This is a genomic window from Streptomyces sp. NPDC026515, assembly GCF_055567595.1.
Genome location: NZ_JBVHQD010000015.1, coordinates 178,417 through 191,990 on the forward strand (window position 1 = coordinate 178,417; position 13,574 = coordinate 191,990).

The 13,574-nt window shown below is 74.3% G+C and carries 12 protein-coding genes; 7 read left to right on the forward strand and 5 right to left on the reverse strand.

Features of this window, described 5'->3' with window-relative positions; genetic code table 11:
* The first annotated feature begins 44 nt into the window (after positions 1-44).
* The gene (gene pepN / locus ACZ4O3_RS29365) at positions 45-2,618 is read left to right on the forward strand and encodes an aminopeptidase N (protein ID WP_467725071.1); all 2,574 of its coding nucleotides are present in this window, start codon (positions 45-47) and stop codon (positions 2,616-2,618) included.
* 49 nt (positions 2,619-2,667) lie between these two features.
* On the opposite strand, the gene ACZ4O3_RS29370 is transcribed toward pepN, so the two are convergent.
* Positions 2,668-3,930, reverse strand: coding sequence for a M14 family zinc carboxypeptidase (locus ACZ4O3_RS29370; protein ID WP_467725073.1), 1,263 nt, complete (start codon positions 3,928-3,930; stop codon positions 2,668-2,670).
* A 396-nt stretch (positions 3,931-4,326) separates the two neighbouring features.
* Here ACZ4O3_RS29370 and ACZ4O3_RS29375 point away from each other — a divergent pair, with 396 nt between their 5' ends.
* On the forward strand, positions 4,327-4,779 hold the full coding sequence (locus tag ACZ4O3_RS29375) for a DUF5707 domain-containing protein (protein ID WP_362722062.1): 453 nt from the start codon (positions 4,327-4,329) through the stop codon (positions 4,777-4,779).
* Positions 4,780-4,804: 25 nt separating this feature from the next.
* Here ACZ4O3_RS29375 and ACZ4O3_RS29380 read toward each other — a convergent pair whose 3' ends face one another.
* The gene (locus ACZ4O3_RS29380; protein ID WP_467725075.1) at positions 4,805-6,283 is read right to left on the reverse strand and encodes an FAD-dependent monooxygenase; all 1,479 of its coding nucleotides are present in this window, start codon (positions 6,281-6,283) and stop codon (positions 4,805-4,807) included.
* A 199-nt stretch (positions 6,284-6,482) separates the two neighbouring features.
* On the opposite strand from ACZ4O3_RS29380, the gene ACZ4O3_RS29385 reads away from it, so the two are divergent.
* A complete protein-coding gene (locus tag ACZ4O3_RS29385; RefSeq protein WP_362722067.1) occupies positions 6,483-7,082 on the forward strand; it encodes a TetR/AcrR family transcriptional regulator in 600 nt (199 codons plus the stop codon).
* 99 nt (positions 7,083-7,181) lie between these two features.
* Here ACZ4O3_RS29385 and ACZ4O3_RS29390 read toward each other — a convergent pair whose 3' ends face one another.
* From ACZ4O3_RS29390 to ACZ4O3_RS29400, 3 genes are all read right to left on the reverse strand, one after another.
* On the reverse strand, positions 7,182-7,448 hold the full coding sequence (locus ACZ4O3_RS29390; protein WP_362722070.1) for a hypothetical protein: 267 nt from the start codon (positions 7,446-7,448) through the stop codon (positions 7,182-7,184).
* 139 nt (positions 7,449-7,587) lie between these two features.
* Positions 7,588-9,678: a 4-alpha-glucanotransferase gene (gene malQ / locus ACZ4O3_RS29395; RefSeq protein ID WP_467725077.1), complete on the reverse strand. Its 2,091-nt coding sequence runs from the start codon at positions 9,676-9,678 to the stop codon at positions 7,588-7,590.
* A complete protein-coding gene (locus ACZ4O3_RS29400; protein ID WP_467725079.1) occupies positions 9,679-9,888 on the reverse strand; it encodes a hypothetical protein in 210 nt (69 codons plus the stop codon).
* Between the two features lie 159 nt (positions 9,889-10,047).
* On the opposite strand from ACZ4O3_RS29400, the gene ACZ4O3_RS29405 reads away from it, so the two are divergent.
* The 4 genes from ACZ4O3_RS29405 to ACZ4O3_RS29420 are packed head-to-tail and all read left to right on the forward strand — an operon-like array spanning position 10,048 to position 13,569.
* Complete coding sequence (locus ACZ4O3_RS29405) at positions 10,048-10,629, forward strand: RNA polymerase sigma factor (protein ID WP_384999385.1); 582 nt, start codon at positions 10,048-10,050, stop codon at positions 10,627-10,629.
* A complete protein-coding gene (locus tag ACZ4O3_RS29410; RefSeq protein ID WP_467725081.1) occupies positions 10,626-11,504 on the forward strand; it encodes a zf-HC2 domain-containing protein in 879 nt (292 codons plus the stop codon). The genes ACZ4O3_RS29405 and ACZ4O3_RS29410 overlap by 4 nt, the downstream gene beginning before the upstream one ends.
* 8 nt (positions 11,505-11,512) lie before the next feature.
* Positions 11,513-12,265, forward strand: a complete 753-nt coding sequence (locus ACZ4O3_RS29415) for an ABC transporter ATP-binding protein (RefSeq protein ID WP_467725137.1) — start codon at positions 11,513-11,515, stop codon at positions 12,263-12,265.
* Entirely contained in the window at positions 12,262-13,569 is a 1,308-nt protein-coding gene (locus ACZ4O3_RS29420) for a hypothetical protein (RefSeq protein WP_467725083.1), read from the forward strand. Before ACZ4O3_RS29415 ends, ACZ4O3_RS29420 begins: the two co-directional genes overlap by 4 nt.
* Positions 13,570-13,574: the final 5 nt, after the last annotated feature.

A 13,574-nucleotide genomic window follows, 5' to 3' on the forward strand; every position in this document is an offset into this window, starting at 1 on the left:
CGTGGAAGGATGGCGCAACCCACACATAACGAGGAGATGACCGCGTGCCTGGCACAAACCTGACTCGCGAAGAGGCACAGCAGCGGGCGAAGCTGCTCACCATTGACTCGTACGAGATCGATCTCGACCTCTCCGGAGCGCAGGAGGGCGGTACCTACCGGTCCGTGACCACGGTGCGCTTCGACGTCGCCGAAGCAGGCGCCGCTTCCTTCATCGACCTGGTGGCCCCGGCGGTCCACGAGGTCACCCTGAACGGCGACCCGCTGGATGCCGCCGAGGTCTTCGAGGACTCCCGGATCGCCCTGCCGGACCTGCTGGCGGGCCGCAACGTCCTGCGGGTCGTGGCCGACTGCGCCTACACCAACACGGGCGAGGGTCTGCACCGGTTCGTCGACCCGGTCGACGAGCAGGCCTACCTGTACACCCAGTTCGAGGTGCCGGACGCCCGCCGGGTCTTCGCCTCCTTCGAGCAGCCGGACCTCAAGGCGACCTTCCAGTTCACGGTGAAGGCGCCGGCCGGCTGGACGGTCATCTCGAACTCGCCGACGCCCGAGCCCAAGGACGACGTCTGGGTCTTCGAGCCGACGCCCCGCATCTCGTCGTACATCACCGCGCTGATCGTCGGCCCGTACCACTCCGTGCACAGCGTGTACGAGAAGGACGGCCAGTCGGTGCCGCTGGGCATCTACTGCCGGCCCTCGCTCGCCGAGTTCCTCGACTCGGACGCGATCTTCGAGGTGACGCGGCAGGGCTTCGACTGGTTCCAGGAGAAGTTCGACTACGCGTACCCGTTCAAGAAGTACGACCAGCTGTTCGTGCCGGAGTTCAACGCGGGCGCGATGGAGAACGCGGGCGCGGTGACCATCCGCGACCAGTACGTCTTCCGGTCCAAGGTGACCGACGCGGCGTACGAGACGCGCGCCGAGACGATCCTGCACGAGCTGGCCCACATGTGGTTCGGCGACCTGGTCACCATGGAGTGGTGGAACGACCTGTGGCTGAACGAGTCGTTCGCCACCTACACCTCCATCGCCTGCCAGGCGTACGCGCCCGGCTCGCGCTGGCCGCACTCGTGGACGACGTTCGCCAACTCCATGAAGACCTGGGCGTACCGGCAGGACCAGCTGCCCTCCACGCACCCGATCATGGCCGAGATCCGCGACCTGGACGACGTCCTCGTCAACTTCGACGGCATCACCTACGCCAAGGGCGCGTCCGTCCTGAAGCAGCTCGTCGCCTACGTCGGCATGGACGAGTTCTTCACGGGCGTACAGGCGTACTTCAAACGGCACGCGTTCGGCAACACGCGCCTGTCCGACCTGCTGGGCGCCCTGGAGGAGACCTCCGGGCGTGACCTGAGCACCTGGTCGAAGAAGTGGCTGCAGACCGCCGGGATCAACATCCTGCGCCCGGAGGTCGAGACCGACGGCGATGGTGTCATCACCTCCTTCGCGATCCGCCAGGAGGCCCCGGCGCTGCCCGCCGGCGCCAAGGGCGAGCCGGTCCTGCGTCCGCACCGCATCGCGATCGGCCTGTACGACCTGGACGAGGCGACCGGCAAGCTGGTGCGCACCGACCGGATCGAGCTGGACGTGGACGGCGAGCTGACCGCCGTACCGGAGCTGACCGGCCGCCGCCGTCCCGCGGTGTTCCTGCTCAACGACGACGACCTGTCGTACGCGAAGGTCCGGCTGGACGAGCGGTCGCTGCACGTCGTGACGGAGCACCTGGGCGACTTCGAGGCCTCCCTGCCCCGCGCGCTGTGCTGGGCGTCGGCCTGGGACATGACCCGCGACGCCGAACTGCCGGCCCGTGAGTACCTGGCCCTGGTGCTGGCGGGCATCGGCAAGGAGTCCGACATCGGTGTCGTGCAGTCGCTGCACCGCCAGGTGAAGCTGGCCGTCGAGCTGTACGCCGACCCGACCGCCCGCGAGGCGCTGCTCACCCGCTGGACCGACGCCACCCTGGCCCACCTGCGGTCGGCCGCCCCGGCGAGCGACCACCAGCTGGCCTGGGCGCGGGCGTTCGCGGCCACCGCCCGCACCCCGGAGCAGCTGGACCTGCTGGACAGCCTGCTGGAGGGCACCCACACCATCGAGGGCCTGGCCGTCGACACCGACCTGCGCTGGGCGTTCGTGGAGCGGCTGGCGGCGGTCGGCCGGTTCGACGAGGCGGAGATCGCGGGCGAGTACGAGCGGGACAGGACGGCCGCCGGCGAGCGCCACGCGGCCACCGCCCGTGCCGCCCGGCCGACCGAGGAGGCCAAGGCCGAGGCGTGGGCGTCGGTCATCGAGTCCGACAAGCTGCCGAACGCCGTGCAGGAGGCGGTGATCGGCGGCTTCGTCCAGATGGACCAGCGTGAACTGCTGGCGCCGTACACGGACCGGTACTTCGAGATCCTGAAGTCGGTGTGGGACACCCGCTCCCACGAGATCGCCCAGCAGATCGCGGTCGGCCTCTACCCGGCCCTCCAGGTCTCCGAGGAGACCGTCACCAAGACGGATGCGTGGCTGGCCGCGGCCCAGCCGAACGCGGCCCTGGCCCGTCTCGTCTCGGAGTCCCGCGCGGGCGTCGAGCGCGCCCTGCGGGCGCAGGCGGCGGACGCCGCGGCCCAGTAGCGGCCGTCGTCACGACGGAGGGGGCGCCGGCGGACCGGCGCCCCCTTCCTCATGCGCACAGCCGTGCGGCGAGATCCAGCATCGTCCGCACGTGCAGCCCGGTCTGCGCGGACACCGGGATCCAGCGCGGCTCGCAGGCCTTGTCCAGCTCCCGGCACCACTCGCGCACCAGGTCCGCGAGCGCGTCGGCGGTCGCGGGCTCGGTGCGGGCCAGCGCCCGGTGGGCCATGGCCGCCACCCGCAGCGGGATACGGCGGGCGGAGACCCCTAGGGTCGCGAAGTGGCCCCGGGAACCCGCGTGTTCCTCCTCGGCCCAGCCGGCCGCGAGCGACGGCGCGACCCGCAGCAGCTCATCGGCGGCGGTGTGCAGGGGCCGCAGATCGTCCGGTACCGCACCGGCCGGGACCGGCTCCAGCAGGGCGGCGAGCTCCCGGGTCCGGGCCAGCAGCAGGTCGCGGGCCCGGCCGACGGCGCGCCGCGGGTCGGGGGCGGCCCGGGAGTCGCTCACCGCGGGCACCGCCCAGGCCGGTGCCTCGACGAGGACGGTGAGGGTGCCGTGGCACCGCGGGTGGAGCCAGGTGCTCTCGGCGACGAAGCCGCTCGGGTCGCGTTCGCTGCCGCTGCTCGCCGGCGGCAGCCGCAGGACGCCGGGCGGGTCCGGACGCCAGTCAGGACCGTCGCAGGGGTGGTCGTCGAGCGGGATCCGCAGCCGGGCGGCGATCTCCCGGAACGCGCGGGCGGCGCCCGGAACCTCCCGGGTCTGCATGGTGAAGGCGCCGCCGAACTCGATGCCGTGCAGGGTGAACTGGACCGCCGGACGCAGTTCGTCGAGCAGCCGCACCAGCGCGGCGGACTCGGGCAGCGGTTCCCGTCCGGTGTCCGAGGCGGGCAGCGACTCGGGCTGGCAGGAGAACTCGGGCCGGTAGAAGTGCCGGTGGCACTCCTCCAGGGACGGGTCGGGTTCCTCGGGCTGCCAGCCGTGCGCGAGGCGGGCGCCGTCCGGGTCGAGACAGAGCAGCAGGTGCCAGGTGCAGTCGAGGCGGCGGAGCAGCTCGGGCCGGTGGGCGAGGAGACGGGCGAGCCGGAGCGCGGAGGCGCCCCCCACGGGTTCGTTGGCGTGCGCGCCCGCGACCGTCAGCAGCTGCCGTTTGCCGTGCCCGGCGGACAGCAGCCACAGGGGCCGGCCGGCCCGGCTCTCCCCGGCCGCCCGCAGCCGCAGCGTCCCGGGCGCGAGAGCGACCAGCGTGCGAGCCCGCCGCTCCAGCTCGCCGACGCCCGGGTAGAGCGGGCGCCGCAACGGCGGAGTCCGCACGCGGGCCTCTCCCGTCAAGCGCCCTGAGAGTTGCTGTCCCCGGTGGTCTCCTTCTTGTCCAACGGGCGGATCTCGATCTTGGTCGTCACGTCAACTCCCCTTGTCGATACGGACGTTGGGCGACCCCCATGGGAACTCCGGGCGCAACGGCTGTCAAGGGCGCAGCCGGGTCCCCGCGCTCCCCATCACCTAGGCGGAGTTGAGTACCCGTGCTCACGTCCGGGGTGTCCGTGCGTTGCGAGTATCGGTGCAACGGCGGGGCACGGAGCGCCGGTTCGCCCGGCCGAGCCGGTCGGATTCGGCCGGAGTCAGCCGGACAGTCCGCCAGACACGCAGACACGCAGACACGCAGACACGCAGACACGCAGACAGCCAGACAGTTACGGAGAAGCCGTCATGTCCCGTCGTATCGCTCTGTCCATCGCCGCCGGTGTCGTCGTCCTCGGTGGCGCCGGTGCCTTCGCCCTCGCCTACGCGGGGGACCAGCCGCCCGCCTTCGCGCACAGCACCGCCCGATACACCGCGGCCGACAGCGGCCGTGCCGGTTCGTTCGCCTTCTCCACCGAGGTCACGGCATCCTCCGGGGTGAAGAGCCTGAAGGTGCTGGCCTGGCCGGAGAAGTCCGAGTTCGCGAAGAAGCCGCTGACCGCCAAGGACATGGCCGGGGTGGAGTCGGCGACCTGCGCGCCGGCCGAGGGGGACACCACGCGGTGCGTCCACAAGTCCGTGGTGACCGCCGCCGACGCCGCCTCGTCCGCGCACGGCACCTGGCACGTCGCCGTACTGGCCACCGCCAAGGACGGCAGCACCACCCTGGACACCAAGGTCACCGACTTCACCGTCGGCTGACCCGGCCGTCGCCGATGGCGTCCGCTCAGCCGACGTGCGCGGCCAGCGCCGACTCGATGTCCGCGGCCCGCGCGTCCTCCGCCGCCCAGGCCGCGTACCCGTCGGGGCGCACCAGCACCGTCGTACCGCGGTCGCTCGCCCAGTGCGCCACCGCCAGCCGGTCCGCGCGCCCCTCGCCCGCCTCGTACGCACCCGGGGTGACCAGGACGAACCGGCCGCCGCGCAGCGCCTCGTAGAGCCGGCCGCCGCCGGCCAGGGCGAGATCGGGAACGCGGGCGCCGGTGAGGGGATGGGCTCCCCTCGGAGCCGGGTACCGGTAGCCGACGCCGGTGATCTGGCCCATGATCCTGGCGCGGACGGGAGCCAGCCGGTCGAGGACCGCGACGAGCACGGAACGCACCGGCAGCTGCCAGCCCTTGGCCATCGCCAGGCGGACGATCGCGCCGCTGCTGCGCAGCACCGACCTGCCGACCGGGTGGCGTTCGGCCTGGTAGGTGTCGAGCAGACCGGGTGCGGCGTGGCCGTGCAGGACGGCGGCGAGCTTCCAGCTCAGGTTGGCCGCGTCCTGCAGACCGGTGTTCATCCCCTGGCCGCCGGCCGGGGTGTGCACATGCGCCGCGTCACCGGCCAGGAAGACCCGGCCCACCCGGTAGCCGGGCGCCTGCCGCTCGTCGCTGTGGAAGCGGGACACCCAGCGGGCCTCGCGCATTCCGAAGTCCCGGCCCAGGGCCAGCCGGGTGATCTCCCTGACCTCGTCGAGACCGACCGGCTCGTGATCGGGAACGTCACGGCCCCGGTGCCAGCAGATGACACGGTGGTAGCCGTCGCCGAAGGGCGCGAGGAAGGCGAACGCGTCGCCGACCGCGGCGGCCGTGATCAGCGTCTCGGGCTCCTCGTCGAGCAGCACGTCGGCGAGGACGACGGACCGGATCGCGGACCTTCCCGGGAACGGCAGCCCGACCGCCGTCCGCACGGCACTGCGCATGCCGTCGGCGCCGACGACATACGCGGCGCGCAGGTCCTCGTCGCCCTCGGCGCCCTCGACGTGCACGGTGACGCCGTCGGCGTCCTGGCTCAGGCCGGTCACCTCGGACTCGTAGCGGAAGTCGACACCGGCCTGGACCGCGCGGCGCTCCAGCACCTTCTCCACCTCGTACTGCGGGATCACGAGCACGTGCCGGAAACGGGAGGGGAGGGCCCCGACGTCGAGAGTGAGCCCGTCGAAGAGGTTGAGCCGGGTGAGCGGCTTGCCGACGGCCTCCAGCTCGTCGGCGACGGCGCGGGCGTCCAGCTGCTCCAGGGCACGGGCGTGCAGGACGAAGGCGCGGGAGAGGTTGCTGATCCCGTGCGGCCGCTTCTCCAGGACGGTGACCGGGATGCCGGCAGCGGCGAGGTCACCGGCGAGGAGCAGGCCGGTGGGACCGGAGCCGACGACGATCACGCGGGAGGTCGCGGGGGTGGCGGGGCTTGTGGGGGTGGCGGGGGTGGCGGTCGGGCCGTTCATGGGGGCCTCCTGGATTGCCTACGCGCGGTGACCAGCACTCGTTGACCAACGCTTGTTGACCAGCGCTTGTTGACCAGCGCTTGTTGACCAGCGCCTGTTTGCCAACACCTGTGGGCCAACGCTTGTTGACAAGCCTAGGCAGGGTCGCTCACGCAGTCAACACTTGTTGGCCTACGACTGTTGGCCTACGCTCGTTGGCATGACCGGCACCCCCAGTAGAGACACAGGGCCCACGAACGGCTCGGCGACGCGCCGCTCCGAGGCCAGCCGCTCCGCCATCCTGGCCGCGGCCCGCGAACGCTTCGCCACCGACGGGTACGAGCGCGCCACCATCCGCGCCATCGCCAAGGACGCGCACATCGACCCGTCCATGGTCATGCGCTATTTCGGCAACAAGGACGGCCTGTTCGCGGCGGCCGTCGCGCTCGATCTGCACATGCCCGACGTGTCCCAGGTGCCGCGCACCGAGGCCGGGCGGACGCTGGTGGCCCACTTCCTGACCATCTGGGAGGAGAACGAGGAGCTCACCGCGGTACTGCGGGTCGGCATCACCAACAGGGCGGGGGCCGAACGGCTGCAGGACATCTTCCGGGAGCAGGTGGTACCGGTGGCCCGGCTGGTGTGCCCCGACCCCGAGCAGGTGCAGACGCGGGCGGGGCTGTGCGCCGCGCAGTTGATGGGGCTCGCCCTCACCCGTTACGTGCTGCGGCTGCCACCGGTGGTGACGCTTGCGCGGGAGGAGATCCTCGCGTGGCTCGGGCCGACCCTGCAGCGGTATCTGACCGCGCCGAACCCCTGAGCGAACGCGCCGAACGCACCGAGGGCGCCGGTCAGCTCCCGTGCGCCCCGTGCGGGGACGTACGGAAGGCGACCGGCGCCCTCGACGGAGAAGCGGAGGTCAGGCCTTCGCCCTGGCCTTCGTCGTGCCCGGCCTGGTGACCCGGATCTTGGACTTGTCCAGCACCATGACCAGGCCCGCGATGACCACGAAGAGCACGAGCGGGATCAGGACGTAGAGACCCAGCGTCTCGATGACGCTCAGGCCCTTGCCGGGGTCGTCGCCGTCGTCACGCGTGAGCGCGAGAGCAGGGGACGACATGAGCAGCATCATCAGCGTCGTACCGGCAGCCAGGGCGCCGGCGCGCAGGGCGTTCTTCTTGTCCACGCTCCCAAAAGTAGCGGGCCGGCCTGAGGGGCGCGCGGCCGGGGTACCCGTACGCGGCGCCGCGCACGGCCGAGACCGCCCCGGGGGCCGCCGCCGAGCCGCCGCCGGCCGGCGGACGCCCCAGGACCGGTCGCCGCCCTCACGCCCCGGACGGGCTGGGCAGAGGCACCGAGCGGCCGTCGTCCTCCGGGCCGGGCGGGTTCTCCGGCCGCAGCACCTCCAGGAGCGCGCGGACCCTCGCCGACGCCGTCAGCTCCTCCAGGGTCACCGGGCGGCCCGTCGCGTCGGCGATCGGGAGGCGCCAGTTCGGGTACTGGTCCCAGGTGCCGGGGAGGTTCTGCGGGCGGCGGTCGCCGACCGTGTCGGGGAGCCAGACGCCGACCATGCGGGCCGGGGTGCGGAGCAGGAAGCGGTGCACGGCCCGGATCTCGGCCTCCTCGTCACCGGCGTCGGAGCCGGCCAGCAGGCCCAGCCGGGTCAGCAGCGCCAGCCACTCCGCCGTGTCGGCCGCCGCGTCCGCCCGCTCCTCGGCCACCGGACGGGTCAGCAGACCCAGCCGGTCGCGGAGTCCGACGTGCTCGCCGGTGAGGCGGGCGGCGGTGGGCGGCAGGTCGTGGGTGGTGGCGGTGGCGAGACAGTCGGCGCGCCAGCTCTCCGGGGCGAGCGGGCGGCCGTCGCCGTCCCAGTCCCGTTCGAACCAGAGCACCGACGTGCCGAGCACCCCGTGGAGCTGGAGCGTCTCGCGCACCCCCGGCTCCACGGTCCCCAGGTCCTCCCCGATCACCACCGCCCCCGCCCGGGTCGCCTCCAGCGCCAGCAGGGCCAGCATCGCCTCGGCGTCGTAGCGGACGTACGTGCCCTCCGTGGGCGGCCGGCCCTCCGGCACCCACCACAGCCGGAACAGGCCCATCACGTGGTCGATGCGCAGCGCGCCCGCATAGCGGAACAGGGCGCGCAGCAGCTGGCGGTAGGGAGCGTGACCGGAGGCGGCGAGGCGGTCGGGGCGCCAGGGCGGCAGGCCCCAGTCCTGGCCTCGGGCGTTGAACGCGTCGGGCGGGGCGCCGACGGACATCCCGGCGGCGAAGAAGGCGCGCTGCGCCCAGGCGTCCGCGCCCGCGGGGTGCACTCCGACGGCGAGGTCGTGCACGATCCCGACCGGCATCCCGGCCGCGCGGGCGGTGCGCTGGGCGTCGGTGAGCTGGGTGTCGGTGAGCCAGGCGAGCCGGGAGTGGAAGGCGACCCGGTCCCGCAGCGAGGCACGGGCGCGGGCGGTCTCCGGCGAGCGCGGGTCGCGCAGCGCCTCGGGCCACCGGTGCCAGTCGGAGCCGTGCCGCTCGGCGAGCGCGTACCAGGTGGCGTGGTCCTCCAGGGGCTGCCCCTGGTCGGCGCGGAAGGCGTCGTAGGCGGCCTGCCGGGCGGCGGTGAGCGGTACGGCGGCCACCGCCTCCAGCGCCTGCCGCTTCAGCTCCCAGACCGCGTCCCGGTCGATGTGGGCGCCCTGCTCGAGGACGGCGGCGCGCAGCCGTCCCGCGCGTTCCGTGAGCGCGGGATCCGGGACGTACTCGGGGACGGACTCCAGCCGCAGGTGCACCGGGTCGGGGAACCGGCGGGAGGAGGGACGGTAGGGGGAGGGGTCGGTCGGAGGTCCGGGCACGGCCGCGTGCAACGGGTTGACCTGCACGAACCCGGCCCCGGCCGTGCGTCCGGCCCAGTCGGCCAGTCCGGCCAGGTCACCGAGGTCGCCCATGCCCCAGGAACGGTCGGAGAGGAGCGAGTACAGCTGGACGAGGAGGCCGTACGAGCGGCCGGCGGGTGTGGGCAGCCGGTCGGGGGCGACGATCAGGTGGCTGCGGGCGGTACGGCCGTCGGGCGCGACGGCTGTCAGCAGATGCACCCCGGCCGGCAGGGCCGTCACGTCCGCCCGGGTCTCGCCGTCCTCCGTGCGGACCTCCAGCCGGGTGCCGGCGGGCAGGTCGAGGGCGGGGCCGCGGGAACCGGCCCAGTGCACGAGTGTCGGCGGCAGCAGCCGTTCGGCGAGGTCCCGCTCCCGGTCGGCCAGGGCGGTGCGGACGGCCTCCGGGCCGCTCGCGTCGACGCCCAGGGCGGCCAGCACCGCGGTCACGGCACCGGCCGAGGCCGCGACCGTACGGTCCGGCGACGGGCTGTAGGAGGTGGCGACGCCGTGCAGTTCGGCGAGCCGGCACAATTCCCCGTCCAGGGCTTCGCTCATCTACAACCCCGGCTCACTGGTCAGCGGGGCCAGGTCGGCGAGCGGCGGTTCGCTGGTCAGCGGCTCGGCGTCGGGCAGCGGCGGCTCGCTGGTCAGCGGCGCCTCCGCGCAGACGGTCTCGGCGCTGAACACGCACAGCAGGGACTCCTGCTCGGTCTCCACCGGGGGTTTGAACTGGGCCGGGATCGGATGGTGAACCGTTGCGGCCACGGTGGCCTCCTTGTCCTGACGTCGGGTACGGCGGCGGACGCCGCGTCGTGGCAGGCCTACCCCGTCGCGGCGAGGGCACTCCCCGCCCCCCGTCCCCACACCGGGTGAACCGACCGCGTCCGGGTGATCGATAAAGAGGCTGTGAGACTGTTCCGCCCCATGGGGGGCCACCGGGAGAACGACGGAACGGCCGACGGGGACGCGGCGCTGCTGCGGGCCGTCGCGGCCGGCGACGGCCCGGCGCTGGCCGTCCTGTACGACCGGCACGCGGGCTGGCTGTACGCCCGCCTGACCCGGCGCTGCGCCGACCCGGAGGTGGTGCGGGAAGTGCTCCAGGACACCTTCGTCACGGTGTGGCGGTCAGCCGCCGCACACCGCGGGCAGGAAGCCGGCGGCTGGCTGTGGACGATCGCCGCCCGCCGGCTGGTGGACGCCCGTCGGGTGCAGGAACGGGCCGCCCGGGTGGAGGTCCTGCCCGGCCCCGCGGTCGCGCCCTCCGCGGAGGACCGGGTGCTCATGGGCCTGGAGTACGGCGACGTCGGCACCGCCCTGGACCGGATCTCGCCCGAACTGCGCGAGGTGCTGCGGGCGACGGTCGTGGACGGCCTGTCCACCCGGGAGACCGCGCGGCTGCTCGGCATACCGGAGGGCACGGTCAAGTCCCGCGCACTCCGGGCCAGGGCCGAACTGCGCACGGCCCTGGCCCGGTTGAACCCTTCACCGATGGGAGGCCCGGCGTGAGGACACCCTGGCACGCCTCCGAGGATCTCACCCTGCGGTACGCCGACGGCTCCCTGCCGGAGGCGGACGCGTGGTCCCTGGAGAAGCATCTGGAGAGCTGCACCGGCTGTGCGAGCCGGGTGTCGGCGGCGGTGCGGGAGACAGCGGCGGGACCGGTCCTCGAAGAGCTCCGGGACTTGGTGCTGACGGCCGCGCCCCCCGCCGCAGGGGCGCGGGAGGCAGCGCGACGAGCCCCCACCGGCCGACACCGGACCAGCCGCCTCACCCCCGCCTTCCGGTCTCTCGGCCCCGCCCTGAGGGGCAGCTGGCTCCTCGCCCTCCTCACCGTCGTCGTCGGTGCCCTCCTGCTGGCCCGAGCCGCGGACTACGGAGCCACCCGCGCCCTCCTCCTGACCGTCGCCCCGGTCGTCCCCGTGGCCGGTGTCGCCCTCTCCTACGGCCCGCACGCCGACCCTCTGCACGAGATCACCGCGTCCACCCCCGCCGGCGGACTGCGCCTCGCGCTCACCCGTACCGCCGCCGTCCTCGCCGTGAGCCTGCCCGTGCTGACGCTCACCGGCGCCGCCCTGCCCGCCTCGGGCACCCCCGGGGCCGCCGCCTGGCTGCTGCCGGGCCTCGCGCTGACCCTCGGCTCCCTGGTGCTCGCGTCCTGCGTCGGCTGCCGTACCGGGACCGCGGTGACCGGCGGCGGCTGGCTGGCCGCCGTCCTCGTCCCGGCCGTCGCCGCCCACGGCGGCCCGTTCACCGCGCGGCTGGCCGGACAGCTGTCCGCCTGCTTCGACGGCACCCAGGCCGGCTGGGCCGCCGCCGCCGTCGCGTGCGCCGCGCTCCTCGCCGTCCGCCGGGACGCCTACGACCACCTGGAGAACCGTTGAACATACGAGTGACCGGCCTGCGCGTCCGGCACCGCAGGACCGTAGCCCTGGACTCGGTCGATCTCACGCTCGGCACGGGTGTGCACGGGCTGCTGGGCCCGAACGGCGCCGGGAAGACCTCGCTGATCAGGGTGCTGGCCACGGTCGCCCGGCCGGCCGCGGGACGGGTGGAGCTGCTCGGCCGGGACACCGCCGGGCACCGCGCCCTCGGCGAGGTCCGCGCCCGGCTGGGCTATCTGCCGCAGGAGTTCGGCCACTACCCGGGGTTCACCGTGCGGGAGTTCGTGGCGTACGTGGCCTGGCTGAAGGAGATGCCGGCCGCCGTGGTCCCGGCCGCCGTGGAGCGGGCGGTGGCCCGGGTCGGACTCGCCGGCCGGGCCGACGCGAAGATCCGGACGCTCTCCGGGGGCATGGTCCGCCGGGTCGGCATCGCGCAGGCGGTCGTCAACGAACCGGAGGTCCTGCTGCTCGACGAACCGACCGCCGGCCTGGACCCCGAGCAGCGCGTGGAGTTCCGGGAACTGCTGCGCGAGCTGGGCGCCTCGGCGACCGTGGTCGTCTCCACCCACTTGGTGGAGGACGTGGCCGCGGCCTGCACGGAGGTCACCCTGCTGGACGCGGGCCGGGTCGCCTACCGGGGCACGCCCGGAGGGCTGGCCGCCCTCGGCGAGAGGTCCGAGGGCCCCGGCGACCATCCGATCGAGCGCGGCTACACGACAGCCCTGCGCGCCCACCGCACCGCCCGGGAGGCCCTGCGATGAGAGTGGTGACGACGGTACGGGCCCCGCTGCTCGCGGAGGCGCGCCGGGGCTTCGCCCCCTGGGCCGGGCTGACCGTGCTGCTGACGCTGGGCGTGGCGCTCGCCGCGTCGGCCGGCCGGTGGCAGGGCGGCTGGGCGGAGACGGCCACCGAACTGCACGATGCCGTGCTGATCACGGTCCCGGCGGCCGCGGCCGCGGGCTGCTGGCAGGGCGGACGGGAGCGGCGGCGCCGTACCCGGGAGCTGTGGGACACGGCCGTACGGCCACCGCTGGCCCGGTTCCTGGTGTCGGTGCTGCCGATGGCGCTCTGGGTGGCTGCCGGGTACCTGGCCGCGGCGGGGCTGGCGCTGCTCGCGACCTGGCCGTACGCGCAGGGTGCCCTGGGTGACGGACCGCGTCTCGCCCGGCTGCCCTTCGACGCGTTCGTGACGGGCGCCGCGGTACCGGCCGGCCAGGTGGCCGGGCGTGTGGTGCCCTGGCGGCTCACGGCTCCGCTGCTGGCCGTGGCGGGCTATCTGGGACTGGGGGTGCCGGCGGCGACCGGCTCCGGGTCCGGGCGGTATCTCGACCCGGCGTTCGCGGTCGTGGAGACGTCGGTGCCGGTGTGGTGGCAGCCGGTGACGGCGGCGGTGTGGGCGGGCGGGCTGGCCGGGGCGGCCGTACTGGCGTACGCGGCCCGGCGCCGGTGGACGGCCCTGCTGCCGCTGGCCGCGGCGACGGCCGCGGCCGTGCTGCTCATACGGACCGGGGACGGACTGTGGCGCACCGACCCGCTGGCCCTGCGGCAGGTGTGCGACACGTCCGTCACCCCGGCGGTCTGCGTGGACGCCCGGTACGCGGGTGCGCTCCCGCAGCTCACCGAGGCCCTGTCGGGCGTCACCGGCCGGCTGGCGGGCGTGCGGAACCTGCCGGTGCGCTGGGTGGACCGGTACGGCGGGCCGCGCGCCGGCGAGGCCGGCCTGCCGTCGCTGACGCCGCTCGGCTGGTCGTTCGCGCGGGGGCGGCTGACCGATCCGGCGGAGTTCGCGTGGGAGGCGGTGGGGGCGCTCCAAGTGCGCGGTGACTGCCCGGACGAGCTGACCGACCGGCGGATCGTGCTGGCCGACGACGCGGTCGTCGACTACCTGGCACCGCTTCCCGCCCGGCGGCACCTCGACGACCTGGCCCCCCGTGCCGAGAGGGCCGCGCGCCTCGCCGCCCGGGCCCGCCTGGCGGCGATGGGTGCGCGGGAGCGCCGGGCCTGGCTGTCGGCGTACTTCGCGGGCCGGGCGAACTGCGACCCGAGCGGGGTGCCCGCGCTGTGACGACG